At 58.5% G+C, this 24,355-nt stretch carries 19 protein-coding genes; 4 read left to right on the top strand and 15 right to left on the bottom strand.

Going from position 1 to position 24,355, the window contains the following annotated elements:
- Nucleotides 1-92: 92 nt before the first annotated feature.
- The 6 genes from V4835_RS06530 to V4835_RS06505 form a co-directional block, all read right to left on the bottom strand.
- Nucleotides 93-968 (bottom strand): 4Fe-4S binding protein, encoded by an 876-nt coding sequence (locus V4835_RS06530; protein ID WP_331411594.1) that lies wholly within the window; start codon nucleotides 966-968, stop codon nucleotides 93-95.
- On the bottom strand, nucleotides 968-1,756 hold the full coding sequence (locus V4835_RS06525; protein WP_331411593.1) for a dimethyl sulfoxide reductase anchor subunit family protein: 789 nt from the start codon (nucleotides 1,754-1,756) through the stop codon (nucleotides 968-970). Before V4835_RS06525 ends, V4835_RS06530 begins: the two co-directional genes overlap by 1 nt.
- A complete protein-coding gene (locus V4835_RS06520) occupies nucleotides 1,749-2,378 on the bottom strand; it encodes a DMSO/selenate family reductase complex B subunit (RefSeq protein ID WP_331411592.1) in 630 nt (209 codons plus the stop codon). The genes V4835_RS06525 and V4835_RS06520 overlap by 8 nt, the downstream gene beginning before the upstream one ends.
- Nucleotides 2,375-4,753, bottom strand: a complete 2,379-nt coding sequence (locus V4835_RS06515; RefSeq protein ID WP_331411591.1) for a DMSO/selenate family reductase complex A subunit — start codon at nucleotides 4,751-4,753, stop codon at nucleotides 2,375-2,377. Before V4835_RS06515 ends, V4835_RS06520 begins: the two co-directional genes overlap by 4 nt.
- 85 nt (nucleotides 4,754-4,838) lie before the next feature.
- Nucleotides 4,839-7,166, bottom strand: coding sequence for a peptidoglycan glycosyltransferase PbpC (gene pbpC, locus V4835_RS06510; protein WP_331411589.1), 2,328 nt, complete (start codon nucleotides 7,164-7,166; stop codon nucleotides 4,839-4,841).
- Nucleotide 7,167: 1 nt separating this feature from the next.
- Entirely contained in the window at nucleotides 7,168-12,120 is a 4,953-nt protein-coding gene (locus tag V4835_RS06505; protein WP_331411587.1) for an alpha-2-macroglobulin family protein, read from the bottom strand.
- A gap of 286 nt (nucleotides 12,121-12,406) precedes the next feature.
- Between V4835_RS06505 and V4835_RS06500 the strand changes: the two genes are divergently transcribed.
- The 4 genes from V4835_RS06500 to V4835_RS06485 all read left to right on the top strand — a co-directional run bounded on the left by V4835_RS06500 (nucleotide 12,407) and on the right by V4835_RS06485 (nucleotide 17,037).
- A complete protein-coding gene (locus tag V4835_RS06500) occupies nucleotides 12,407-13,951 on the top strand; it encodes a PTS transporter subunit EIIC (protein WP_331411586.1) in 1,545 nt (514 codons plus the stop codon).
- A gap of 12 nt (nucleotides 13,952-13,963) precedes the next feature.
- Nucleotides 13,964-15,331: a 6-phospho-alpha-glucosidase gene (locus V4835_RS06495; RefSeq protein ID WP_331411585.1), complete on the top strand. Its 1,368-nt coding sequence runs from the start codon at nucleotides 13,964-13,966 to the stop codon at nucleotides 15,329-15,331.
- Nucleotides 15,332-15,421: 90 nt separating this feature from the next.
- Nucleotides 15,422-16,267, top strand: a complete 846-nt coding sequence (gene sseA, locus V4835_RS06490) for a 3-mercaptopyruvate sulfurtransferase (RefSeq protein ID WP_331411584.1) — start codon at nucleotides 15,422-15,424, stop codon at nucleotides 16,265-16,267.
- Complete coding sequence (locus tag V4835_RS06485; protein ID WP_047652683.1) at nucleotides 16,267-17,037, top strand: MurR/RpiR family transcriptional regulator; 771 nt, start codon at nucleotides 16,267-16,269, stop codon at nucleotides 17,035-17,037. The genes sseA and V4835_RS06485 overlap by 1 nt, the downstream gene beginning before the upstream one ends.
- Before the next feature lie 17 nt (nucleotides 17,038-17,054).
- Here V4835_RS06485 and sseB read toward each other — a convergent pair whose 3' ends face one another.
- The 9 genes from sseB to iscS all read right to left on the bottom strand — a co-directional run bounded on the left by sseB (nucleotide 17,055) and on the right by iscS (nucleotide 24,281).
- A complete protein-coding gene (gene sseB, locus V4835_RS06480; RefSeq protein ID WP_331411583.1) occupies nucleotides 17,055-17,831 on the bottom strand; it encodes an enhanced serine sensitivity protein SseB in 777 nt (258 codons plus the stop codon).
- 141 nt (nucleotides 17,832-17,972) lie between these two features.
- Complete coding sequence (gene pepB / locus V4835_RS06475) at nucleotides 17,973-19,259, bottom strand: aminopeptidase PepB (protein ID WP_331411581.1); 1,287 nt, start codon at nucleotides 19,257-19,259, stop codon at nucleotides 17,973-17,975.
- A 60-nt stretch (nucleotides 19,260-19,319) separates the two neighbouring features.
- Entirely contained in the window at nucleotides 19,320-19,520 is a 201-nt protein-coding gene (gene iscX, locus V4835_RS06470; protein WP_003860650.1) for a Fe-S cluster assembly protein IscX, read from the bottom strand.
- Nucleotide 19,521: 1 nt separating this feature from the next.
- Nucleotides 19,522-19,857, bottom strand: coding sequence for an ISC system 2Fe-2S type ferredoxin (fdx, locus tag V4835_RS06465; RefSeq protein WP_003860652.1), 336 nt, complete (start codon nucleotides 19,855-19,857; stop codon nucleotides 19,522-19,524).
- A gap of 1 nt (nucleotide 19,858) precedes the next feature.
- A complete protein-coding gene (gene hscA, locus V4835_RS06460; RefSeq protein ID WP_331411579.1) occupies nucleotides 19,859-21,709 on the bottom strand; it encodes a Fe-S protein assembly chaperone HscA in 1,851 nt (616 codons plus the stop codon).
- 14 nt (nucleotides 21,710-21,723) lie between these two features.
- Entirely contained in the window at nucleotides 21,724-22,239 is a 516-nt protein-coding gene (gene hscB, locus V4835_RS06455) for a co-chaperone HscB (protein ID WP_121425141.1), read from the bottom strand.
- Between the two features lie 79 nt (nucleotides 22,240-22,318).
- Nucleotides 22,319-22,642 (bottom strand): iron-sulfur cluster assembly protein IscA, encoded by a 324-nt coding sequence (iscA, locus tag V4835_RS06450; RefSeq protein WP_003860659.1) that lies wholly within the window; start codon nucleotides 22,640-22,642, stop codon nucleotides 22,319-22,321.
- 13 nt (nucleotides 22,643-22,655) lie between these two features.
- A complete protein-coding gene (iscU, locus tag V4835_RS06445; RefSeq protein WP_003860661.1) occupies nucleotides 22,656-23,042 on the bottom strand; it encodes a Fe-S cluster assembly scaffold IscU in 387 nt (128 codons plus the stop codon).
- Between the two features lie 24 nt (nucleotides 23,043-23,066).
- Nucleotides 23,067-24,281 (bottom strand): cysteine desulfurase, encoded by a 1,215-nt coding sequence (iscS, locus tag V4835_RS06440; RefSeq protein ID WP_008502157.1) that lies wholly within the window; start codon nucleotides 24,279-24,281, stop codon nucleotides 23,067-23,069.
- Between the last annotated feature and the right edge of the window lie 74 nt (nucleotides 24,282-24,355).

Below are 24,355 nucleotides of genomic sequence, written 5' to 3'. Positions count from 1 at the left end.
GCATACCTGAGTATGGTGTGGCGCGGATTATAATGAGCAATAGCGCCATTGCCTATGGTTCTGCATAACATTTTTTTAAAATGAGACGAAGATTAGCAACAGGTCGAATTTCGCATACCGTAATGATGGTGTAAACAGAGTGGGCAGTGCTTTTCATCAGACGTAAACGACCAGAAATGACGGTGACACGTCTGGCAAACTGCTTCAAATGCTGGAGTGACGATGCTTTTCGCTATCCCTTCCCTATGCGTCACGCTTATCGCGTCATGCTGGCATACCGCTTCGCACCCTCCACAGCCGGTACAGCGCCCGGTTTCCACGACCAGCACGCCGTTCTCGAAACGAATCGCGTTTTCCGTACAGCTTCGCCAGCATGCCCCGCAGAGTACGCACTTCCCGATCTTGAGGACGATATCTGACTCGCTGAAGCCTGAGAATGCCCTCCGCAGCTCTCGCTGACCGGGCATTACGGTGCACCCTCTCACATCTTCCCGTGGAACGTGCATAAGCGCACGCCGGGCGATATTAACCTCACCGTTCGGGACAGAATTAAACGTCCAGGACCTTTCACCGCGGCGCCGGAGCACAAGATTAAGCCGGGCAAGCGCCAGCATCCATTCAGGGTGCTGCTCCGCCTCGATACTGATAAAACGAACGTGGTATTGCGCATGCCACAGAAGCAGCTCATTTCCCCCTGGAGCTCGTTCAGTAAAAGGCCCAACAAGAGTATCCTCACGCAGAAAGCGTTTTCGCGGCGCGATACCGATAATGGCCTCGGTGGGACAAACAAACAGGCAGTCACCGCATTCAATACAGCGGCTCTCATCAACCGAAACGCCCTTGTCCGTAAAAGAAAAAACCTGCGCAGGACAAGCGTCCGCACAGGCGCAGCAGGCAGCGCGGCGAAAACGGCGACGGACGCACGCATGCGTCACGTCCATCGCCGGGGCAAACGTTAATCCGCCCATCAGCCAATACTGAAGAAAACGAAGCGCAGCATCAGCTCACCCACAATCAGCAACGCGCTTCCCAGCAGCACCGGGCCGCGTGCCGCTTTCAGACCGCCCGCAGCAAAGCACAGCATACCCGCAACGGAAACGCACCAGCTCAGCAGATGCACGGTGCGCAGTTGCGCCAGCATCTGTAGCGGAGCGTGAGGGAACGTCACCACGGTATTGTCCACGGCAGCCAGGTCTGCCAGCCAGACTTGCTGCATCACCAGACGCACGAGGACCAGCAGAGTGATAATGACCACCGCCGCGCGCAGGGCAGTTTGAGAACGCGTCACAACGGCCATGCAGGCTGAACCGATAATTCCCACCGAGCCGATAAACAGCACCAGCGTATTAATGTGTTGCCAGGTCACCACGGACGTATGCATGTAAATCTGCGCCATGCAGAACACATCCACCAGCCCGACAAGGCCCGCCACAGCCAAAAGCAGCCTCCCTCCTGGCTTTTTCGCAAACAACAGCAAGATCGCAAGGCCAAGCGATCCGAGATAAAGGCTGGCAAAGACAATTTCACGGCTCAGCCAGGAGCTGGAAACATGGCGCAGCGCGTTCAGGGCATTGAGCGGATACCCCATGTGCAGCGCCGAGGCGAGCAGCCCGAGGCTCGCCAGCATAAACGCCCCGACAGAAGGCAGCAGCGCGCTACGCGGTGAAGCATGTTCACCCCCGAATGCCAGCCAGAGCGTCACGCCAACCGAGCCCTGCAGGAACAGCGTAAATATCAGCAGCGGTAACTCATGCATGACGCTTCTCCTCTTTCTCTGCGCCCTGATGCGCCTTGATCACCAGGTTTGGTTTTGTGAGGGAAGAATCAGGCAGACCTTTCACGTCACAGACCGTACCGTATTTCGCCCGAAGTTCATCTATCGGACCGAATTTGATTGCCTCCAGCGGACAGGTTGCCACGCATACCGGTGTTTCCCCCTTTGCCTGCAGATCCACACAGAAATCGCATTTCGACATCTGTCCGGTCTGCTCGTTGAGCTGCGGCGCGCCGTAAGGGCAGGACCAGGCACAGTAGCCGCAGCCGACGCATTTATCCGTATCGACGCGCACGATGCCGTCGCCCGGACGTTTGTGCATTGCGGTGGTCGGACAATTTTTGGTGCAAATGGGATCCGCACAGTGGTTACAGGAAATAGAGAGCGTGTAGGCAAAGACGTTATTGCTGACGCCGCCCTGCCCGGTTGGGATGAAATTCCCGCCGTTGACTTCGTACACGCGGCGGAAGCGACGTCCGACTTCAAGATTATTTTTATCTTTGCACGCCACCTGACAAGCTTTGCAGCCCGAGCAGCGTGAAGAGTCGATATAGAAGCCCAGCTGTTTGTCGCTCACCGGCGCATAGTGTTTAAACTGACTCATGCTTTAGCTACCTCCACCAGCATGGTTTGATGTGAATTCCCTTTCGCCAGCGCGGTAATACGGGCTGAACTGAGCACGTTCGCACAGCCACCTTTATCAATACCCCGGTCGTCAGGCTGCCACCAGGCGCCTGCCTGCATGGCCACAACGCCTGGAATGATGCGCGGGGTAACCTCCGCCGGGATCTCACAAATGCCGCGCGCGTTATGAATACGCACGATATCCCCTTGCCCAATGCCGCGCTTTTGCGCGTCCTGAGGATTGATCCACAGCTTTTGCTGCTGGGCTTCAACCAGCCAGGGGTTGGCGTACTGGGTAGAGTTAGCGCGATTTTTCCCTTTCCAGGTAATCAGCTGGAGCGGGAAGGTTTTCGCCAGCGCGTCCTCCGGTCCTTCATGGGCGGGTACGTAGTGCGACAGAGCCGGAATTTCCGGGTGATGCATGTCGTACAGACGCTTAGAGAAGATCTCAATTTTCCCGGACGGCGTCGGGAACGGATGATTTTGCGGATCGCGGATGTTGTCTTCAAAGGCGACGAACGGCTCGCTTTTAAAAAGATGCTGACGCGTCTTCTGGAGCGTCACGAAGTCCGGCAGGTTTTCCTCCGGCATGGACAGCCGCGTCTGCTCCCAGATGTGTTCAATCCACCCTTTTTCGTCACGACCCTCGCTGAACGCAGGCTCAACGCCGAGCTTTGCAGCAACCTCACGCAGCCAGTCGTAATCCGAACGGCGTTCGAATTCAGGTTCAATCAGCTTTTCAGACAGGATCAGATAGCTTGCGGTACCCCAGGTTTCGCCGATATTCCAGCGCTCCATAAAGCTGGTTTCCGGTAACAGTAGATCGGCATATTTAGCGCTCGGCGTCATGAACAGATCGCTTGCGACGATAAACTCGATTTTCGACTCGTCTTCCAGGACACGGGTGGCCTGATGAAGGTCCGGGTTTTGGTTAGCCAGATAATTACCCGCCAGCGAGAACAGGATGCGAATATTGCTGTCCAGCTTCTCTGCCTCTTTCAGGCCGTCCTCTGCCGTCACCCTGGTGGCATCGTCAGCCGCCTGCACCCAGTTCATCACCGAAATTTTGGCTTTGACCGGGTTATCCGGCATCTCCGGCCCGGTCGCGAATTTTCGGTTAGCGCAGCCGCCATAGCCTGCCGCCCAGCCGCCTTTCACCCCGACATTACCCGTCAGCGTGGCCAGCAACGTCGAGCCGCGCGCGGTGCGCTCGCCGCAGTTATGACGCTGTGGACCCCAGCCCTGGATCAGCGCGGCGGGTTTCGTGGTTGCGTAGTCCCGCGCCAGCTGGCGGATGGTCTGCGCAGGCACATGGGTGATTTTCTCTGCCCACTCTGGCGTTTTCGCCATGCCATCTTTTGCGCCGGTCAGATAAGCCATCAGGGATTCATTAGCCGGAACCCCTTCCGGCATGCCGTCTTCGTCAAAGCCCAGGGTATAGCGCTGAATAAACTCGCGATCGTGCAGATTTTCCGTAACGATCACGTACATCATCGCATCCATCAGCGCGTTATCGGTCGTCGGGAGCAGCGGGATCCACTGGTCGGCCAGCGATGACACCGTGTCCGAATAGCGCGGATCGACAACGATAAAGCGGGTGCCGTTTTGCTTCATCTTCTGGAAGAAGTAGTTACTGTGACCAAAGATCGTCTCAGTGGGGTTATGCCCCCAGAGGATAACCAGCTTAGTGTCCAGCAGCGTGTCCAGCGAGCTGCCGCTGGCGGCGGTGCCGTAGGTATACGGCGTTGCTGCCGCCGTGTTGCCCATGCTGACCGAGTGATAGCTTTCGAGATACCCACCCGTTAAATTAAGCAGGCGACGGACCATTTTATCGCCGGAGAAAGTTCCCCCAGAAACTGCAGTGCCAACATGCACATAACGCGATGCGGCGCCGTATTTTTGCGTAATGGTTTTTAATTGACTGGCAATAAGCGTGGTGGCTTCATCCCAGGAAATACGTTCGAACTTTCCTTCGCCACGTTTTCCTACGCGTTTCATTGGATATTTCAACCGGTCTGGATGATAAACAAATTTTCTGTATGCGCGCCCACGAACACAAGCACGCATCACCGGCATTTTTGGATCCAGTTCATTATCCGGACGCGTGGAGATTCGCGTTACCACACCGTCGCTAACGTGCGCCCGAATATCGCATTTTCCCCCGCAGTCAAAGGTGCTGCAGGTTTGAATGACGTTTTCTTCTGGAGCATTCATCGCAGCCGGCGAAGCTGTCGCCTCTGCTTTGCCGGCTTTCACCACAAACGGCAGGGCGGCAAGTGCGGACCCGGCCTGAATAAAGTGGCGCCGGGAGAGTGCGGGATTAAGACTCTCTCTCAGTTTCTTATTTTTCTTCATTGTTCGTTCCTTCAAATAAAAACGCATTCTCGTTTTTTTGAAAGAACGAACATTGATAATTATCAAGCTAACTCTTCTGGCTTAATTAATAATCCATTTCGAAATTTACCGTCGCCATTTGCCCTGTTTCATCCATAACAATTAATTGATACTTACCAGGCAAATATAGTTTAAGTGAATAATTATAATGATGGCCTTCTAAAGGCTCGCCATTTAAAAACCACCATCGCTGCCCTTCTCCACCACTGGTAGAGAGCGAAAGCGTTATATTTGTCTCACCCGGAAGATGTTTGAGCACGGCCCCCTCCCTGACACCTGACAGCATAAGCGGTGCGATATTGCCGTTATCAAGCGGCGGGCAAACCGTTGATGCAGCAGGGAGACGCGCCGCCCTTTTTTCCGCGGCGGGCAGCCACGGCTCCAGCGGCAGCGGCCAGACATCAAGGACTTTTTCAGCTGCATCGGGGCAATCTGACGCCACACGTTTACCCGTTTTATCCAGCCAGACCGGGAAGCGAATGCCGCGTATACCTTCCTGTTCGGGCAATAGCAGCGTGGGCGGTTCACTCCCTTCCAGCAGCCAGGTCGACAGGCGACGCCGACAGTTTTCACTCCCTTCCGACAGCGACTGGCCGCCCGGCCAGCAGATCACGCCCCGCCCGACGCTCTCCGGACGCGGGTCGCGCGGCAGGCGGGCTTCGTCTACCGTTGAGCGTGACTGAAGCAGGTTATTCACCTGGTTTAATAGCGGAACCGCGCTGGCGAAACCAAACTGCCCAGCCACCGGCGTGCCGTCCGGTCGTCCGGTCCAGATGCCAATCACGTAACGGGCATTCAGACCGATGGCCCAGGCATCACGGTAGCCGTAGCTGGTGCCCGTTTTCCACGCCAGCGGCGCGATTTGCGGCAGCACATTATCCGGGAGCGGCTGCGCCTCGTTCGCCAGAATACGACGAATAATCCACGCCGAGCCTTGCGATAACAGCGGACGTTCAATCAGCGGATCGCCCGGCTGTAACCGAAGCCTTCCCGCCTTACCGTGTCGGGCAAAGGCGCTATAGGCCGCGGCGATATCGGCCAGCCGCGCGCCTGCCCCGCCCAGGATCAGAGAGAGATTCGGCTGCGCCCCCGCGGGCAGGATCAGCGGCAAGCCTGCGTTGCTTAGCATCCCGGCAAACCGTTTTGGCCCGTAGGCTTCCAGTACCTGTACTGCGGGCAGGTTGAGGGAGCGCACCAGCGCTTCACTCATGCTGACCGGTCCGTGGAACCCGCTGTCAAAATTCCCTGGGCGATAATCACCGGTTTTTCGGGGAACGTCCTGGAGCAGCGAGGCGGGATGGATCAGGCCATCGTCAAGCGCCATACCGTAGATAAAGGGCTTTAACACCGATCCTGGGGATCGGATCGCATTGACCATATCCACATGGCTGAAACGCGTGTCATCGTTGATATCCACCGAGCCGACCCAGCCACGCACTTTCATATCGGTGTGATCCACGACGATCATCGCCAGCGAGCTGCGCGCCGGCAGGCGCGATTTCCAGTTCATCGCCAGCTCTTCCAGCTGCCGCTGTAGCCCGGCATCCAGCGTGGTGACTATTTTAGTGTCGCGGCTTTTACCGAGCATCATGCGCGCAAAGAGCGGTGCCAGCTGCGGCATCTGTCGGGGCGCCAGCCATACCGATTCTTCCCGCGATTCCTTAACCTGCTTCGCAGACCAGACGCCCTGTGTGACCATGCGGTCGAGCACTTTATTGCGCGCCGCTTCGGCCCGCTCAGGCCAGCGGTCCGGACGTAAGCGGCTGGGCGCCTGCGGCAGTACCGCCAGCAGCGCCGCTTCGGAATAGCTGAGCTGCGACGGCGGTTTGCCGAGATAGGTCCAGCTTGCAGCTCCGACGCCCTGCAGCGTGCCGCCAAAGGGGGCACGGTTGAGATAGAGCGTCAGGATGTCGCGTTTAGAGAGGTGCCACTCCAGCTGTATTGCTCGCCAGAGCTGACGAACTTTGCCGCCAAAGGTGCGCGGATGCGGGTCCAGCAGGCGTGCCACCTGCATGGTCAGCGTACTGCCGCCAGAGACGACTTTGCCGGAACTGAGATCCTGCCAGGCGGCGCGCAGGACAGAGAGCGGGTTTACGCCAGGATGATCCCAGAACCAGCGATCTTCGTACTGGATCAGCGCCTCAAGATAACGGGGAGAGACCTCTTCAATCGTAACCGGGTAGCGCCAGATCCCGTCGCTGTCCGCAAAGCGCCACAGCGGCGTGCCCTGTTCATCCACCACCACCCGTGCAGGGTTAACCTCTTTCAGAGGCAACGGCCACAGGCGGTCGGCGACGACAATCAGCCCCCATAAAACGAGAAGCGCTCCCGCCAGCCATAGCCAGCGGGAGCGTGTCAGACGTGCCATTCGCATATTATGGAACAACAATCAGCGGGCCGCTGGCCGCCCCCGTTGCCCGCCACTGCGGAACGTACATAGACTCCACCATCGGCACCGGCACCTGGTAGGTTCCCGGCGTCACGGCTCGGGCCAGGTAAACCAGCGTGACCGGCTGACCTTCGTTAACCGGCACGGCAGCCACAAAGCGGTCATCGCGGAATTCCATATGCTGAATATCCGCCTGCTGCATCTGGCTGAGCAGGTTCTGTACCTCACTGCCGCTATCCTGCAGGCTGGCGCTACTGCTCGCCAGGTTCTGGTTTTCCAGTTCCAGACCCGCAGGGAGGAGATCCACCACCAGCGCATCCGGCACGTTCTGGCTGGCTTTTACTTCCAGCCACACCAGCACCAGTTCGCCGCTCTTCAGGGAAGAGAGCGATTTACTGCTGCCGTCGGTTGCCAGGATATGACGTTCAACCTGCAGCACGTTCGAGCTCGGCTGAGGGGCATATTCCGGATAACCCGTACTGTCCAGACGTACCCACAGCGGTGTCGTTCCGGTATTGGTTACCTGCAGCGCGCCAAGCTGGTCGCCGCTCACGTTTTCTACCTGTGACTTATCGCCGCCTGATGCGGTCTCAGACAGAGACGTTTTCGCCTGCCACGTACCGGACAAGGTTTGCAGCGAACGTCCTGCCAGGAACAGCGCATTGCTCTCCTGCGTTGACAGCCAGCGCTGGCTGAAGGCCTCTTCAGACAGCGCATTCAGCAGCGTATTTTGCGCATCCGGCAGCAGCTTGTACTCCTCCAGAAGGGAGAGCATCAGCGCGTTATCGCGAAGCGTGCTGCCGTAATCGGCCATCCAGGTTTTGCTGTCGTTACGCGGCGTTTTGAGCGCCAGGTCCAGCGCCTGCTGGCTGCGCGGCGCATCGCCCATCAGTTTGAGCGCCATGCCCAGCTGCATCAGCGGCAGCCCGGAAGCCGCCTGCCCGTGACGATCCCAGATTTCACGCAGCGCGCCCAGCGGCGCTTTCTGCTGACGCGCCAGCACCAGCGCGGCATAGGCCTGCACGGCGAACTTGCTGGCCTGAGTATCATCGATATAGCGAATGGACATCATGCCCGGGTCCTGCAGGTAGCGCAGCAGGCGGCTATTGGCGTTATTCACTGCCTCGGCAGGTACGCTGTAACCCTGCTCGCCCGCGCGCACCAGGAAGTCGGTCACGTAGGCCGTCAGCCAGTACTCTTCCGGACCATTTTTATCCCACAGAGCAAAACCACCGTCTTCACGCTGCATCTGCAGCAGACGGGAGATGCCAATATCAATCGCTGCACGGCGCTTGTCATCGGTGTCGCCCTTGATGCCCAGTGCAGCAAGCTGCGCCGCGTTGGTGTAGAGGGACGGGAACAGGCCACTGGTGGTCTGCTCCAGGCAGCCATACGGATACGCCTGCAGTTCGCGAATATAGCGCGCCAGGTTGAGGGGTGGTTTGCCGCTCAGCAGCAGTTGCCCCTGCAGAGTGGCAGGAGAGAAACCGTTGCTGTGCTGCGCTGGTGCGGTCCAGGACTCGCCGGGATTCAGCATGGCACCAGTATTCACCGTCTGCGCCGGGAACGCCGGACGCACGCCGATTTTCCAGCTCTTCTGCTGCGGTGCGAAAGTCTCGCCCGGAAGCTGCAGACCAGTCACCTGAGCGGTCACCTCACCGTCACCATAACCTTCCAGCGCACGCACCGGAATAAACAGGGTGCTGCGCGAGCCAGGAGATAGCTGAACCGGCTGCGGCTGTGCGCCCTCCAGAGACAGTTTGCCCGTTGCGGTCAGGGCGACGTTCAGCGTTTGCGGCTTGTCGGTCAGGTTGGTGAGATCCAACGTCAGCCGCGAGGTATCTCCGCTTGCCAGGAAGCGCGGCGTATTAAGCTCGGTAATGATCGGTGCGGCCACCACAACCTTGCTTTCACTGCTGCCGAAATCGTCCTCTGTCCAGGCCTGCGCCATCAGACGCAGCTCGCCGTTGAAGTCCCCAATCGGCAGCGTAATCGTGCCTTCTCCATTGGCATCCAGCGTCACCGGCTGTGCCTGCTGGGCAATAATAGTGACGTGGTTCACCGGCGGTTTGCCGCCGCGCTTCAGCTCATCACCGTCACCACCAAAGCGCAGCGCGGCCAAGCGGCCCTGCCCTTCAATGACCTGGCCGTAGATATCGTAGATATCCGCGCCGTAGCGCTTCTGGCCGAAGAAAGCCTGCCACGGATCGGGCGTAACGTAATCGGTGATGTTCAGCACGCCGCTGTCCACCGCCGAGACCAGAACGTTCACTTTCTGCGGCACCGCACCCTCTTTCACGCTGGCTTTCACCTTCACCGAGAGCGTCTGGTTTGGACGCATCTTCAGCGGGTTATCGAGCGCAATATTTAGGCGGCGATTTTCGTCGCCCATCGGCAGATGCAGCAGGCCGACCGCGCGCTTCGGCGTGGCGGATTTGGATTTATCCCCAGGACGTACCACCAGCGTACTCAGGTAGAGATCGTGACGTTTCCAGGCTTTGTCGACCGGGATAGCGAGATCAAGCCCGTTTGCCGGTACGTCGATCTCTTTCCACCACAGCGGCCCTTCGCTGGACTCGATCATCGCATAGCCCTTACCTGCTGCCGGCGCTGCAATGTGCAGGTTGATGGTGTCGCCAGGCTGATAGGCTGGCTTATCCAGCTTCAGCGTCACGCGGTCAGGGCGCGCGGCCCCGGTGCCGTCGCTGTTATCCTGCCAGCTATACCCCGCCCAGAAGCGCACGCTGCTGACCATCTCATCAGGCGCTTTAACCTCCAGACGATATGAGCCCCACTCCACCGGGAAGGTAACTTTACCCGTCTCGTCGGCCTTGAGCGTCAGCTCCTGCTCGCCTTCAACCAGGTCTTTCTGATCGAACTGAGACTGCCAGCCTTCGCTCTCAGACCAGTTCCAGAAGTAGTCACGGCGCTCGCGGATCAGGCGAACCTGCAAACCGGACACCGCTTTTTTCGCGCCGCTGGCATCAGCGTAAACGATGTCGAAGCTGGCGTTGCCGTTCTCGTCAACAATCGGCTGGTTGACGGTGGTATCGGTGCGGTAGTCGTAAACGGCTTTACTGGCGAACTGAGGGCGAATACCCGGCAGCTCAGCCGCCGGCCAGATGGCCTGCTCAGCGCGACGCGTCACCGGACGGCCGCCGGACTCCAGCAGGCTGGCCTGCAGGATCAGCTGCAGCGGAGAGTGCACCTCTTTCCACTGGCTTTCGGTAGAAACCTGTCCACGCCCCTGCTCGTCAAGCGTAAGCTGAACTTCATCCAGACTGCGGCTCAGGTTCTCCTCGGCGATATCGCCAAACTGGAAGCCCGGCAGCGCAGCCACCGCGTCACGCAGAGGACGCAGGAAAAGCTGGCCCTGCAGAGAATTACCGTTGGCCGGGGCGCCATACAGGTAATAGCCCACCACGTTAAAGTCCACGTTATCCTGCGGTGAAACCGGCGTTTTTTGTCCGCTCAGGTTGAGCGCCATACACTCTGGCATGAAGTCTTCGACGTGGAAGTCCCACAGGCGCTGCAGGTTATCGCCCGTGTTGGCGCGGATATGCCACATACCGGTCTGCGCCCCGCTGTCCAGCGGATAGTTAAAGCGATAGAGCCCGTTCTCTGGCTTGACGACAATCGTACGCGCGACCTGTCCATCCGGACGCAGCACGTCAAGCTTCACAGGCTGATCCGGAAGTGGCTTACCGTCACTGTCGCGCAGGAGACCGTTGAGGATCACCGTTTCACCCGGGCGGTAGAGATCGCGCGGGCCAAACATGAAGAATTGCTTGCTGTAGCCCGGGCTCCCAGCGATATCAAACTCCGCCAGGTCGAGGGCCGGTAGCTTGAGATCGAGCAGCGTGGTCTGGCCATCTTTACTGGCCAGGATCAGCGCGGCCTCTTTGTCGGTTTCAAGCTTCGCATGGCCGTCGGCATCGCTGTTTGCTTCGGCAAGCGTCTGGCCTTTGTCATTCAGCAGGGTGACGGTCACGCCGGACTGCGCCGCACCGTTTTCCAGACTCTGGGTGAAGATGTCCAGGCGGTTGTGATAACGGTGAGCGGACAGTCCAATATCGCTTAAGGTAAAGAGCGTCGCGGCGTTGCTGTAGTTGTAGTGCCCTGCCTGGTTCATGACCGCGATATAAACGCCAGACTGCTGGAGAGGTTTAATATCCTTCAGAGGCAACAGCAATTTTTCGCGCGTATTGCGCGCCGGATTAAGATCGAATCGACCGGTGTAAACCAGCTCCGCCATCTTCAGCAGATTGTCGGATTCCCAGTTTGTCAGCGAGTTACGGTACTCCCACTGGCTGACAAGGGAGGCCAGCGATTCAGGCTTCACGCGGTAAAAGTTAACATCAACATTGTTGACGTTGAGCGCCATCACCGGCAGACCTTCGACCACCTTGCCCGGCAGCAGCGAGCCGCGGCTGGCAAAACCGACAGTGGGTTCAACGTCCCGGGTGGTCAGGGCTTTTTCATAATCAATGCCGAACGTCGCCTTGTTCAGCGCCTGCAGGCCACGTTCAACGGTGACGACCAGGTTGCGGTTAGGCTCCAGATGGCGCAGGCGAAGCTCTTTCAGGTTAGGCGCAAGTTCCCACGCCCCATCAACCTTGCCGCTTTTCTTATCCACGACATGCACGGTTTTCGCGAAATCCTGATCGGGATTCAGCGGAACAGAAAAGGTCAGCACCAGCGTGGCGGCACCGTCGAGCTGAACTTCTGAGGTATCCAGCAGCGTCAGCGCTTTTCCCTGACTCTGAGCAGCCAGTTTAGCCAGCGTTTCTGCACTGGGTTTTTCCGCGGCTTTCGGTGTTGATGCGGTGGATGCCGCGGGAGCCGCAGCTTGAGATTTATCGTCGCTGTTATCACAGCCGACAAGCGTAAACGTGGTAAGCAGCGCAAGAGAGAGCGCGGCTAAGCGAAACGGTTTCATCCTTTGTCCCTGGCCCATGGAGCCTGTTGGTCGTCGTCCGGATAAGTATTATCCGCAAGTTTCATTAATTCAAAAAGTCCAATTTTAGAATCTGGAAAGCGCCTCGCAGAATGGCATCACGCCGCTACGCCGTGATGGAACCGCGATCACAGCACATAACGTCACATGTTACCTTTCACGTCATTTGTTTTTAAAACAAGAAGATAGCTGGATAAGTGCGCCTGAAGACTGCTAGTTTTATGACCATGACGCACCCCGAGTGCGCGGTTCAAAAAGAGAGAAAGCCATGAAACGAGCCGTGAACGCCCTACAAAATTTCGGAAAATCATTGTACGGACCGGTACTTATTTTACCGATCGTCGGTCTGTTTATCGCCTTTGGTAACGTGCTGGGTAACGGTAATCTCGCTGAATACCTGCCGTTTCTTGGCCATCCCCTGATTCAGCATATTGGTCAGCTTATCGCGAAATCTGCCGTGTCGGTGCTGGTGAACCTGGCGCTGGTGTTTGCCGTCGGGATCCCGATTGGCCTGGCGACGCGCGATAAAGGCTATGCCGCGCTAATTGGGCTGGTGACTTTTGTCGTGTTCATCAACGCCATGAACGTCACGCTGCAGCTGCAGGGCGCGCTGGCGCCAGCTGCCCAGATGAAAGCGGCCGGGCAGACCATGGTGCTGGGCGTGCAGGTGCTGGAGATGGGGGTTTTTGCCGGGATCCTGACCGGGGCGCTCTCCGGCTATCTGTACAACAAATACTCCGGCGTACAGTTTAACGGCGCGATGGCGATTTACTCCGGCCACTGTTTTGTCGCTATCGTCATGCTCCCCGTCTCCATGCTGCTCGGCGTGGTGATGAGTGAACTGTGGCCGTTTGCCCAGCACGGCATTAGCGCCCTGGCGCTGGCCATCAAAGGCTCCGGGCCGTTTGGCGTAGCAATCTACGGTTTCCTGGAACGCATTCTGGTCCCCACCGGCCTGCACCATCTGGTTTATACGCCGTTCCTTTATACCGAGCTGGGCGGCACGCAGGAGGTGTGCGGCGCAACCTATCAGGGCGCGCGCAATATCTACTTCGCCGAGATGGCCTGCCCGTACGTGAAGCAGCTCAGCAGCACCGTGGTGTGGGACGCGCGCGGCATCAGCAAGATGTTCGGCCTGCCTGCCGCCGCGCTGGCGATGTATATGACCGCAAAGCCGGAGCGTAAAGCGATTGCGAAAGCGATTCTGATCCCGGCGGCGCTGACCTCGCTGCTGGTCGGCGTGACCGAGCCGATTGAGTTCTCCTTCCTGTTCGTCGCCCCGCTGCTCTTCGTGGTGCACGCGGTGCTGACCGGCATCGGCATGTTGCTGTTCTCGCTGCTGGGCGTTCACGCCATCGGCGCCAACGGGATTATTGACTTCATCCTTTACAACCTGCCGCTCGGCACGCAGAAGTCCAACTGGCCGATGTACATCGTGGTCGGGCTGATCATGTTTGCCCTCTACTTCGTGGTGTTCCGCTTCCTGATCCTGCGCTTCAACATGAAAACGCCAGGCCGTGAGGATGACGATAAGGAGACGCGCCTCTACAGCAAGCAGGAGTACCAGGCCAAAGGCAATAACGACGGGCTGGGCGAATCCATCGTGGCGGGGCTGGGCGGCCGGGAAAATATTGAAGTGGTGGATAACTGCTACACCCGCTTACGCGTCACGGTGAAGGACGTCGCCATCATCGACGAGCCGCGGCTGAAGGCGACCGGCGCGAAAGGGATTATCAAACAAGGTAACAACGTTCAGGTGGTCTACGGGCTGCACGTCAAAAAAATGCGAGAAGCCGTTGAGACGTTTCTCTGAAAGGAGCTAAAAATGTTTACACCCCCATTTATTCTGTCAATTGCCGGCGGCGGCAGCACCTACACGCCGGGTATTGTGAAAAGCCTGATGGTGCGCCTGCAGGATTTCCCGCTGGCCGAAATCCGCCTCTATGACATCGACGAGGCGCGTCAGAACACCATTGCGCCCGTCGTCGAGAAGGTTATTCGCGACCACAGTCAGAGCATCAAATTTACCGTCACCAGCGATCCGGAAGTGGCCTTCAGCGGCGCGCATTTCGTCTTCGCCCAGATGCGCGTCGGCCAGTATAAAATGCGCGAACAGGACGAGAAGATCCCGCTGCGTCACGGCGTGGTCGGCCAGGAAACGTGCGGACCCGGCGGGCTGGCGTACGGACTGCGCACGATCCTGCCGATGGTGGAGCTTATCGATCTGGTCGATCGCTACGCGCATGAAAAAGCCTGGATCGTGAACTACTCCAACCCGGCGGCGATCGTCGCGGAGGGCGTGCGCCGCCTGCGGCCAAATGCGCGGGTGCTGAACATCTGCGATATGCCGGTGGCCGCGATGCGCAATATGGGGGCGATTCTGGGCGTCGATCGACACAAGCTCGCAGTCGACTACTTCGGTCTGAACCACTTCGGCTGGTTTACCCGCGTACTGGTGGACGGCGAAGACAAGCTGCCCGAGTTGCGTAAGCATATCGCGAAGTTTGGCCTGCTGACGGAAGATGCGGCCAAAACCGACCCGCAGCACTCGGATCCTTCGTGGGTAAAAACCTGGCGCAACATTAAGCCGATCATGGATAACTTCCCGGAGTATCTGCCGAACCCGTATCTGCAGTACTACCTGATGCCGAACCAGATTGTGGAGCATCAGAACCCGGACTATACCCGCGCCAATGAAGTGATGGACGGGCGTGAGAAAAAACTGTTCGCCGCAGCTGAAGAATACAAGCTCACCGGGATCCTGCCGGACGCCTTCCACGTGGGCGTGCACGGCGAGTTTATCGTTGACGTCGCCTGCTCGCTGGCCTTTAACCTGCGGAGCCGCCATCTGGTGATGGTGGAAAACCGCGGGGCGATTACCAACCTGCCGTACGATGCCGTGGTGGAAGTGCCCGCGTATATCACCTCCGAAGGCCCGGAACCGATTCGCATCGGTCAGGTGCCGCTGTTCCATCAGACCCTTTTGCAACAGCAGCTCGCCTCCGAACAGCTGCTGGTGGAGGCGACCATCGAGGGCAGCTATGAGAAAGCCCTGCAGGCGTTCACCCTCAACCGCACCGTGCCGACCATGGAACATGCAAAAGCGATTCTGGATGAGATGATCGAGGCCAACCGCGACTACTGGCCTGCGCTGCAAAAAGCCTGGCAGGACGGCGAAACGGTGAAAAAATAGGGGCTTGCTCGCGAGTTGAACGTGGTTTGCTTGTCGGTGTCAGAAAAAACACCGACAATCCTTTTTTACGGAAAAGAATGGAGGCAACCCATGTCCACCTCATATTTTGTCGCCGCCGACTGGCTGATTGAGCACGGTGACGATCCGGAAGTTCAGATAATTGACGCGCGTATGGCCCCGCCGGGGCAAGAGCATCGCGACGTGCCCGGTGAATACCGCGCAGGGCACCTGCCTGGCGCGGTATTTTTTGATATCGAAGCCCTCTCCGATCGCAACTCTCCCCTGCCGCACATGCTGCCGCGCCCGGAAGCGTTTTCCGTGGCGATGCGCGAGCTGGGCGTCAGCAAAGACAAACACCTCGTTGTTTATGACGAAGGTAACCTCTTCTCTGCGCCGCGCGCGTGGTGGATGCTGAAAAACTTCGGCGTGGAAAAAGTCTCGATTCTGGCGGGCGGCCTCGCAGGCTGGAAGCGTGACGAGCTGCCCCTTCAGCAGGGCGACGTGACGCTGCCGGAAGGCGAATTCGATGCCACGTTCGACGCGCACGTGGTGAAACGCCTGACCGACGTGCTGGTCGTTAGCCATGAAAGCACAGCGCAAATCGTCGATGCCCGTCCTGCTCCGCGCTTCAACGCACAAGCGGATGAACCGCGTCCGGGGCTGAAGCGCGGCCATATTCCGGGCGCGCTGAACGTGCCGTGGGGCGATCTGGTGTTTGAGGGCGAACTGAAAACCACCGACGAGCTGCGCGCCATTTTTGACCGTGCAGGCGTGGATTTACATCGTCCGATTATTGCCAGCTGCGGCTCCGGCGTCACGGCCTGCGTGGCGATCCTGGCGCTTGCCACGCTCGGCGCGAACGACGTCACGCTATACGACGGCGCCTGGAGCGAATGGGGTGCGCGAGACGATCTGCCTGTCGAACCCGCGAAATAATGGATAACCGCCTGGCCACGCTGTTAACGCGCGGGGCATCGCTGACCCGCGCGGAGTATCGCGTCCTCGCCCACCTCACGGAGCATCCGCTGCTGGTGGGCAACATCACGGTGCGAGAGCTGGCGCAGGCGACGTTTGTTTCTACCGCCACCATCATGCGGCTGTGTCAGAAGCTGGGGTTCAGCGGCTTTAGCGAGTTTATCTGGCACTGCAAGCAGCTGCTCTCCGACACGCCGCATATTGCCGCTCAGGGGCAGTCGCTTCCTGAACTCCCGGCGCTGTTTAATCAGTTTATTGCCAACTATCAGCACACCTTCCAGTGGGTCACGCAGGAGAAGCGCCAGCAGTTTGCCGACCTGCTGCGCCAGAAAGAGAGCTTCTTTCTCTACGGCGCCGGGTTTTCCTATCTTTTTGCGGAGTACCTGACCAAGAAGCTGCAGGTGCTGGGCAAAACGGCGTTTATCTCCGGGCCGGGGGACAGCCGGAATATTTTCCTCAGCAACGCCGCCCGCTATCAGGTGTTTATTGCCGTCTCGCGCAGCGGCGAAACGGAGCAGGTGCTGGATAAAGCGCGGATTGCCAAAAACGTCGGCATGACGATTGTCGCCTTTACCCGCGCCTCGGCCAATACGCTGGCGGGGATGGCGGACGTGCACTTCGCCCTCTATGACGAAGCGGTACACTTCGCCGCCGAAGCCGCGGGGGTGACGTCGTTTGAGTCGAATCTGGTGCTGCTGATGGATTTACTGCTGCTGGAAGCAACGGGGTGATATTCACCCCGCCGTAATCAGATGATGCGGTTAGTTTTGAGATCGCGCAGGAAGCCGCCCCAGCGACGTTCGTAGAACGGCGTGATGTGCTCGGTAATAAAGTGGCTGATGCCCTTCTCACCGTTTTTCACCTGGCAGATATCAATCGGTTCATCTCCCGGCAGCGTGTCGGTCGCCACGCTTCCCGCCGCCTGAATGATCTCGTCGATATCGCCGTCCGCCTCAATACCAATCAGCAGTATCGGATGTTCGTCCGCGCGCTCTTTAATGGAGCAGAGAAACGCACGTCTCACCGGCTTGATGGTTTTAAACAACGTGGTCAGGGAGTCAATCATCTGCGCGGGCGGCTCGGCCACTTCAGACAGCAGCAGCGTTTCGCCCCCTTCCAGCACTTCCTGGGTGCTGAGCGGGTTGCCCTCTTCACCTATCAGGTGGCTGATTTCGCGCGGCGTGAACTCTTTCCCGGTCGGCAATTTAGCGTTGAGGAACAGCGTCTGGCCCAGCGTCATTTCAAACAGGGTACGCACCGGCATCACCACGAACGCCTGTTCGTCTTCTACCGCTTTCTGCAGGGCTTCCAGCGAGGTGAAGAACGGGATCACCGAAGTGCCGTCGTCTTTCTCCCAGTGCAGCAGATCCAGCGCGCTGTCTTCGACAACCTGCTCACCTTCCGCCGCGGTGCCCGGCACCCAGACGGTGGACTCCAGCAGCGTGCGGAAAAATGCCGGACGGTGGGCGGGCTCGGTCGCCGCCTGCTCCAGCAGGGTTTCTAATTCGTTTTTGGTTTCGGACATAGTTTCGCTACTTCTAAAAACGCCGGGTGGCGCTTCGCTTACCCGGCCTACAAAACCGTAGGCCCGTGCAAGCGCAGCGCCGCCGGGCAATACGATCACTCCGTAGGCCAGCGCAAGCGCAGCGCCGCCGGGCAATGACGATTACTCCGCCGTAAGCAGGTTCGCCACGGTACGCACGCCCAGACCGGTCGCGCCCGCGGACCACTGCTCAACCGCCGCTTTACGGTACGTTGCGGAGCAGTCGATGTGCAGCCAGCCTTCGTGATAATTCTCAACGAAGTGGGACAGGAAGCCTGCTGCGGTGCTTGCCCCCGCCGGGTAAGCCGCGCTCGCGGTGTTGTTCAGCTCGGCAAAGTTGGACGGCAGCTGGCTGCGGTGGAACTCGGCCAGCGGCAGACGCCAGAACGGCTCGTTTTCCGCAGCGGCGCTTGCCAGCAGGCGAGCGGCCAGCTTGTCGTCGAAGCTGAACAGCGCATGGTAGTCGTTACCCAGGGCGGTTTTTGCCGCGCCGGTCAGGGTCGCCATGTCGATAATCAGCTCCGGCTTCTGGGCAGAGGCGTCGATCAGGCCATCGGCCAGCACCAGACGGCCTTCGGCGTCGGTGTTCATCACTTCGACGTTTTTGCCGTTGCGGTAGCGAATGATGTCGCCCAGCTTGAAGGCGTTACCGCTCACCATGTTATCCGCGCAGCACAGGTACAGCTTCACGCGCTTGTTCAGGCCGCGGGTGATGGCGAACGCCAGCGCGCCGGTGATGGTTGCCGCGCCGCCCATGTCGGACTTCATGGAGTCCATGAACGCGCTCTGCTTCAGGCTGTAGCCGCCGGTGTCGAAGGTGATGCCTTTACCGACCAGGCAGGCAAAGACCGGCGCTGCTTTATCGCCGGTTGGGTTGTAATCCAGCGCCAGCAGGACCGGAGGACGCTCAGAACCACGGCCCACGGTGTGGATGCCCATGTAGTTCTGCTCGCGCAGGTCTTCACCTTTGGTGATGCGGTAGGACATTTTCTCGCCCGCCACGCCGCACAGCAGGTCAACTGCGCGCTGCGCCAGCTGCTCCGGACCGAGCTCTTCCGCCGGGGCGTTGATGGTGTCGCGCACCCAGTCGATGATTTGCAGGCGGCTTTCCAGCTCTTTCTGGCCGGCTTCATCAAGGTTGGCCCACTCGATTTTGCGGGTGCCTTTCGGGCCTTTGTAGCCTGCCCAGAATGCCCAACTGCGGTCGGTGTCCCAGCCTTCGCCAGCCAGGGAGACATGCTTAATGCCCAGGCCGTCAATTTTGCGGGCGGCGCGCTGGATCAGGCCGGTATCATCTTTGCCCGTCAGGTGCAGGGTAATGCCGTCGTTATTAATGCTGTAGGTGGCTTTCTCGCCCCAGCGCGCGTCGGCAGGCTGATTCGAGAGCGTAATCTTCATCGCTTCGGTCATTTTATTTTTCCTTATTAGCAACTAGCAAACGGGCCGCCTGAAGGCAGCCCGTTATGTTATTTATTCTGCTTCATCTAACCAGACTAACAGAATCGCCTCCAGAATTTTTTCATTGGATGCGTTTGGATCGTCGTCGAAATCCTCTAAATCGCAGATCCACTGGTGCATGTCGGTGAATCGTACGGTCTTCGGATCGAGATCCGGGTTCGCGTCGTAGAGCGCTTCGCCGATTTCACGGCTGTCTGTCCACTTCAGTCCCATATCAATGCTCGCGTGCGTGGTTGATGGTGTAGCGTGGGAATTCCACGACCAGATCTTCATCGGTCACCGCGGCCTGGCAGCTCAGGCGGCTGTCTGGCTCCAGACCCCATGCTTTATCCAGCATGTCGTCTTCGTCTTCGGTGCTCTCGGCGAGAGAGTCGAATCCTTCACGCACGATGCAGTGGCAGGTGGTGCAGGCACAGGATTTTTCACAGGCGTGTTCCACTTCGATACCTGCACGCAGGGCAACATCGAGAATGGTTTCACCGGTCTTAGCTTCCAGAACAGCGCCATCCGGACAGAGGTCCGCATGAGGCAAAATTACAATCTTTGGCATATTAAACCTCGTCCACGGACTGGCCTTTCAGCGCGACGCGGACAGATTTGTCCATGCGGCGAGCAGCAAAGTCCTGGGTTTGTTTATCAACGTTTTTAATGGCTTCTTCTATTGCATCAGCGTCATCGCCTACTGCGACAGCGCTTAAGTGCGCGGCAGCATCGTCAATCACCTGGCGCTCAGCGGCGCTTAACAGCGCGGCATCGGCAGCAAGCGCGCCGTTCAGGCTTTCCAGCACGCGGGCGGCTTCAACTTTTTGTTCAGCCAGCATACGCGCCTTCACATCCTGCTCGGCGTAGCTCATTGAGTCCTGAATCATGGAGGCGATTTCGCCATCGGTCAGGCCGTAGGACGGCTTCACCTGGATGGACGACTCCACGCCGGTGGATTTTTCCATCGCCGTCACGCTCAGCAGGCCGTCCGCATCCACCTGGAAGGTGACGCGAATATGCGCCCCGCCCGCAGGCAGCGCCGGGATACCGCGCAGCGCAAAGCGCGCCAGAGAGCGGCAGTCCTGCACCAGCTCGCGTTCGCCCTGCATCACGTGGATGGACATCGCGGTCTGGCCGTCTTTGAAGGTGGTGAACTCCTGCGCGCGCGCCACCGGAATGGTGGTGTTACGCGGGATCACTTTCTCCACCAGGCCGCCCATGGTTTCTAACCCCAGCGACAGCGGGATGACGTCCAGCAGCAGCATTTCGCTGTCCGGCTTGTTGCCGACCAGAATATCGGCCTGGATTGCAGCGCCCACGGCAACCACTTTATCCGGATCGATGGAGGTCAGCGGCGTGCGGCCAAAGAATTCGCCCACGCGCTCGCGCACCAGCGGCACGCGGGTCGAGCCGCCCACCATGACCGCTTCCAGCACCTCGCTCGCCTCAACGCCCGCATCTTTCAACGCGCGACGGCAGGCCAGCAGGGTGCGTTTCACCAGCGGGGCAATCAGATCGTTGAACTGGTCGCGGGTGATGTCACCCTGCCAGCCAGCAACATTGACGGTAACCGTCTGCGCATCGCTCAGGGCGATTTTGGCGTCGATGGCCGCATCCAGCAGCTCACGCTGCACGCGCGCATCGCTGCGATCGCTGATGCCCGCCTGCTCGCGAATGTAGTCAGCCAGCAGATGGTCGAAGTCATCGCCGCCCAGCGCGGAATCCCCGCCGGTCGCCAGCACTTCAAACACCCCGCGGCTTAAGCGCAGGATCGAGATATCAAAGGTACCGCCGCCGAGATCGTAAACCGCAATGACCCCTTCCTGACCGGAGTCGAGGCCGTAGGCAATCGCCGCCGCCGTCGGTTCGTTCAGCAGGCGCAGCACGTGCAGGCCCGCCAGACGCGCGGCGTCTTTGGTGCCCTGACGCTGTGCATCGTCAAAATAGGCCGGAACGGTGATCACCACGCCGTCTAAATCGCCGCCGAGCGTCGCCGTAGCGCGCGCCGCCAGCGCTTTGAGGATGTCGGAGGAAACTCGAATCGGGTTCAGCAGACCGGCCGCGGTCGCGATCATCGGCAGGCCGTTTTCACTGGCCTGGAGCTGATACGGCAGATGCGGGTAGCGGGTCTGAATATCGGTCAGCGAGCGGCCCATCATGCGCTTTACGGAGCTGATGGTGTTGGCCGGATCGCGCGCGGCGTTGGCGCGGGCGTCATAGCCGACCGCGTGACCCTGCTGCTGGTAGTGGACCACGGAAGGCAGCAGATGGCGGCCCTGCTCGTCGGCCAGCGTTTCCGCCTGGCCGCTGCGCACGGTCGCCACGAGGGAATTGGTGGTGCCCAAGTCAATACCCACCGCCAGACGACGCTGGTGCGGTGCGGCACTTAAGCCAGGCTCACTAATTTGTAATAAGGCCATAATTGCTTCCGAAATTAAAAATCGAGCAGCTTTTCTTCGAGTTGTTCAGCACTGCTTCGCAGTTTATCGAGAAAACGGAGTTTGCGCACAGTATCTGCCGCCACGTCCCAGGTCTCGTTGTTCAGTTGCTCCACCATCTGCTGATGGCGGGTATCGAACATGCCCTTCACGCGCGTGATGAAGCTTTCCAGACGCGCTTCGTCTTTGGCCTGTTCAATCTCATCCAGCTCTTCGCGAAGCTCCAGCTGTTCCATCAGAAACGCGGTGTCGCGCACGGTATGCTGTTCGCTCGCCAGGTCGAAACCGTGGAGCGAGAGCAGATATTCTGCACGGCTCAGCGGATGGCGCAGCGTCTGCCAGGCCTGGTTGATGGTCGCAGAGTGCGAGACCGCAGCCAGTTGCTCTGACTGAGTACCACTGGCGAATTTATCCGGATGATACTGACGCTGCAGATCCTGAAAGCGGATCGTCAGCGCCTGGAGATCAATCGGGTATTGAGCGGGTAGTCCGAAGAGAGTGAAGTAATCCATAACAATCTCAGGGGTAGCCTGTTAGAACAAACCCCACGCGCAGCAGGTACGCCACGGTGGGGTTTCGGATGACGCGCGGTTAAACGTGGAAGCTTTCGCCGCAACCACACTCGTCTTTGACGTTCGGGTTCGTGAATTTGAACCCTTCGTTCAGGCCTTCTTTAACGAAGTCCAGCTGAGTGCCGTTGAGGAATTGCAGGCTTTTGCCATCGACCACCACCTTCACGCCCTTGTCTTCAAACACGGTGTCGTCAGACGCCGGTTCATCAACAAACTCCAGTACGTAAGCCATACCAGAACAGCCGGAGGTACGTACGCCCAGTCGCAGGCCAAAGCCTTTACCACGGTTCGCCAGAAAAGAGCTTACTCGCGCGGCAGCGCTGTCGCTAAGGGTAATCGACATACTCAAACCTCAATTATTTTGCTTCACGTTTGCTTTTGTAATCCGCAATGGCGGCTTTGATCGCGTCTTCTGCCAGAATTGAACAGTGAATTTTCACCGGTGGCAGTTCGAGTTCTTCAGCAATGTCCGTGTTCTTAATCGCCTGTGCTTCGTCCAGAGACTTGCCCTTCACCCATTCGGTGACCAGGGAGCTGGACGCGATAGCAGAACCGCAGCCGTAGGTCTTGAAGCGCGCGTCTTCAATGATACCTTCATTGTTGACTTTAATCTGCAACTTCATCACGTCGCCACACGCCGGTGCGCCAACCATGCCGCTACCGACAGATTCGTCGCTGTTGTCAAAAGAGCCAACGTTGCGCGGGTTCTCGTAATGATCGATGACTTTTTCGCTGTATGCCATGATTGAATTCTCCTTATGTACCGATTAGTGATGTGACCATTCAATGCTGTTCAGATCCACGCCCTGCTTGAACATTTCCCACAGTGGAGAAAGGTCGCGCAGACGGCCAATGGAGTTGCGAACCAGCTTGATGGTGTAGTCAATCTCTTCTTCGGTAGTGAAACGACCTAAAGAGAAACGGATAGAGCTGTGTGCCAGCTCGTCGGTCATACCCAGCGCGCGCAGCACGTAGGATGGCTCCAGGCTTGCAGACGTACAGGCAGAACCGGAAGAAACCGCCAGGTCTTTCAGCGCCATGATCAGCGATTCGCCTTCAACATAGTTGAAGCTCACGTTGAGGATGTTGGGTGCGCCCTGCTCAAGATCGCCGTTCAGATACACTTCTTCCATATCTTTCACGCCGTCCCACAGACGGTTACGCAGCGTGCGCAGGCGCGCCATCTCGGTTTCCATCTCTTCTTTTGCAATACGGTACGCTTCGCCCATGCCCACGATCTGGTGAACAGGCAGCGTGCCGGAACGCATGCCGCGCTCGTGACCGCCGCCGTGCATCTGTGCTTCGATGCGGATACGTGGCTTACGACGAACGTACAGCGCGCCGATCCCTTTCGGGCCATAGATTTTGTGGCCGGAGAAGGACATCAGGTCTACTTTCAGCTGGCTCAGGTCGATAGGCAGTTTGCCCACGCTCTGGGTCGCGTCCACGTGGTAGATGATACCGCGCGCGCGGCACATTTCGCCGATGGTCGCGATGTCCTGTACTACGCCTATTTCGTTGTTGACGTGCATGATGGAAACCAGAATGGTGTCATCACGCATGGCCGCTTCGAGCTCTTTGAGGTCAATAATACCGTTGCTCTGTGGCGCCAGGTAAGTCACTTCGTACCCTTCACGCTCCAGCTGGCGGCAGGTATCCAGCACGGCTTTGTGTTCGGTTTTGCTGGTGATAATGTGCTTGCCTTTTTTCTGATAAAAGTTGGCTGCACCTTTGATCGCCAGGTTGTCGGATTCGGTCGCACCGGAGGTGAAAACAATCTCACGCGGGTCGGCACCCACCAGGTCAGCTATCTGATTACGGGCGATATCAACCGCCTCTTCAGCATGCCAGCCAAAACGGTGTGAACGGGAAGCTGGGTTACCAAAGTTTCCGTCCAGGGTCAGACACTGCATCATTTTCTCGGCAACACGCGGGTCCACCGGCGTGGTTGCGGAGTAATCGAGATAAATCGGTAATTTCATTGCTCTTTAAACTCCGTACATCGCTTCAATGCAAGGAATCAGGCAACCGGCTGGATGTACGACCGAGTACACGG

The organism is Enterobacter cloacae complex sp. CARB60 (assembly GCF_036487345.1).
GTDB classification, from domain to species: Bacteria; Pseudomonadota; Gammaproteobacteria; order Enterobacterales; family Enterobacteriaceae; genus Enterobacter; species Enterobacter asburiae_D.
Note: the sequence above shows the minus strand (reverse complement) of the source record. Positions and strands in the feature narration are given on the sequence as shown.

Excerpts from the sequence above, each read along its gene's own strand:
- V4835_RS06495 (WP_331411585.1), top strand. The coding sequence starts at position 13,964 with ATGTTTACACCCCCATTTATTCTGTCAATTGCCGGCGGCGGCAGCACC.
- V4835_RS06500 (WP_331411586.1), top strand. The coding sequence starts at position 12,407 with ATGAAACGAGCCGTGAACGCCCTACAAAATTTCGGAAAATCATTGTAC.
- sseA (WP_331411584.1), top strand. The coding sequence starts at position 15,422 with ATGTCCACCTCATATTTTGTCGCCGCCGACTGGCTGATTGAGCACGGT.
- iscA (WP_003860659.1), bottom strand. The coding sequence starts at position 22,642 with ATGTCGATTACCCTTAGCGACAGCGCTGCCGCGCGAGTAAGCTCTTTT.
- fdx (WP_003860652.1), bottom strand. The coding sequence starts at position 19,857 with ATGCCAAAGATTGTAATTTTGCCTCATGCGGACCTCTGTCCGGATGGC.
- iscU (WP_003860661.1), bottom strand. The coding sequence starts at position 23,042 with ATGGCATACAGCGAAAAAGTCATCGATCATTACGAGAACCCGCGCAAC.
- V4835_RS06520 (WP_331411592.1), bottom strand. The coding sequence starts at position 2,378 with ATGAGTCAGTTTAAACACTATGCGCCGGTGAGCGACAAACAGCTGGGC.
- hscB (WP_121425141.1), bottom strand. The coding sequence starts at position 22,239 with ATGGATTACTTCACTCTCTTCGGACTACCCGCTCAATACCCGATTGAT.
- pbpC (WP_331411589.1), bottom strand. The coding sequence starts at position 7,166 with ATGCGAATGGCACGTCTGACACGCTCCCGCTGGCTATGGCTGGCGGGA.
- pepB (WP_331411581.1), bottom strand. The coding sequence starts at position 19,259 with ATGACCGAAGCGATGAAGATTACGCTCTCGAATCAGCCTGCCGACGCG.
- V4835_RS06515 (WP_331411591.1), bottom strand. The coding sequence starts at position 4,753 with ATGAAGAAAAATAAGAAACTGAGAGAGAGTCTTAATCCCGCACTCTCC.
- sseB (WP_331411583.1), bottom strand. The coding sequence starts at position 17,831 with ATGTCCGAAACCAAAAACGAATTAGAAACCCTGCTGGAGCAGGCGGCG.
- hscA (WP_331411579.1), bottom strand. The coding sequence starts at position 21,709 with ATGGCCTTATTACAAATTAGTGAGCCTGGCTTAAGTGCCGCACCGCAC.
- V4835_RS06530 (WP_331411594.1), bottom strand. The coding sequence starts at position 968 with ATGGGCGGATTAACGTTTGCCCCGGCGATGGACGTGACGCATGCGTGC.
- V4835_RS06485 (WP_047652683.1), top strand. The coding sequence starts at position 16,267 with ATGGATAACCGCCTGGCCACGCTGTTAACGCGCGGGGCATCGCTGACC.
- V4835_RS06525 (WP_331411593.1), bottom strand. The coding sequence starts at position 1,756 with ATGCATGAGTTACCGCTGCTGATATTTACGCTGTTCCTGCAGGGCTCG.
- V4835_RS06505 (WP_331411587.1), bottom strand. The coding sequence starts at position 12,120 with ATGAAACCGTTTCGCTTAGCCGCGCTCTCTCTTGCGCTGCTTACCACG.
- iscX (WP_003860650.1), bottom strand. The coding sequence starts at position 19,520 with ATGGGACTGAAGTGGACAGACAGCCGTGAAATCGGCGAAGCGCTCTAC.
- iscS (WP_008502157.1), bottom strand. The coding sequence starts at position 24,281 with ATGAAATTACCGATTTATCTCGATTACTCCGCAACCACGCCGGTGGAC.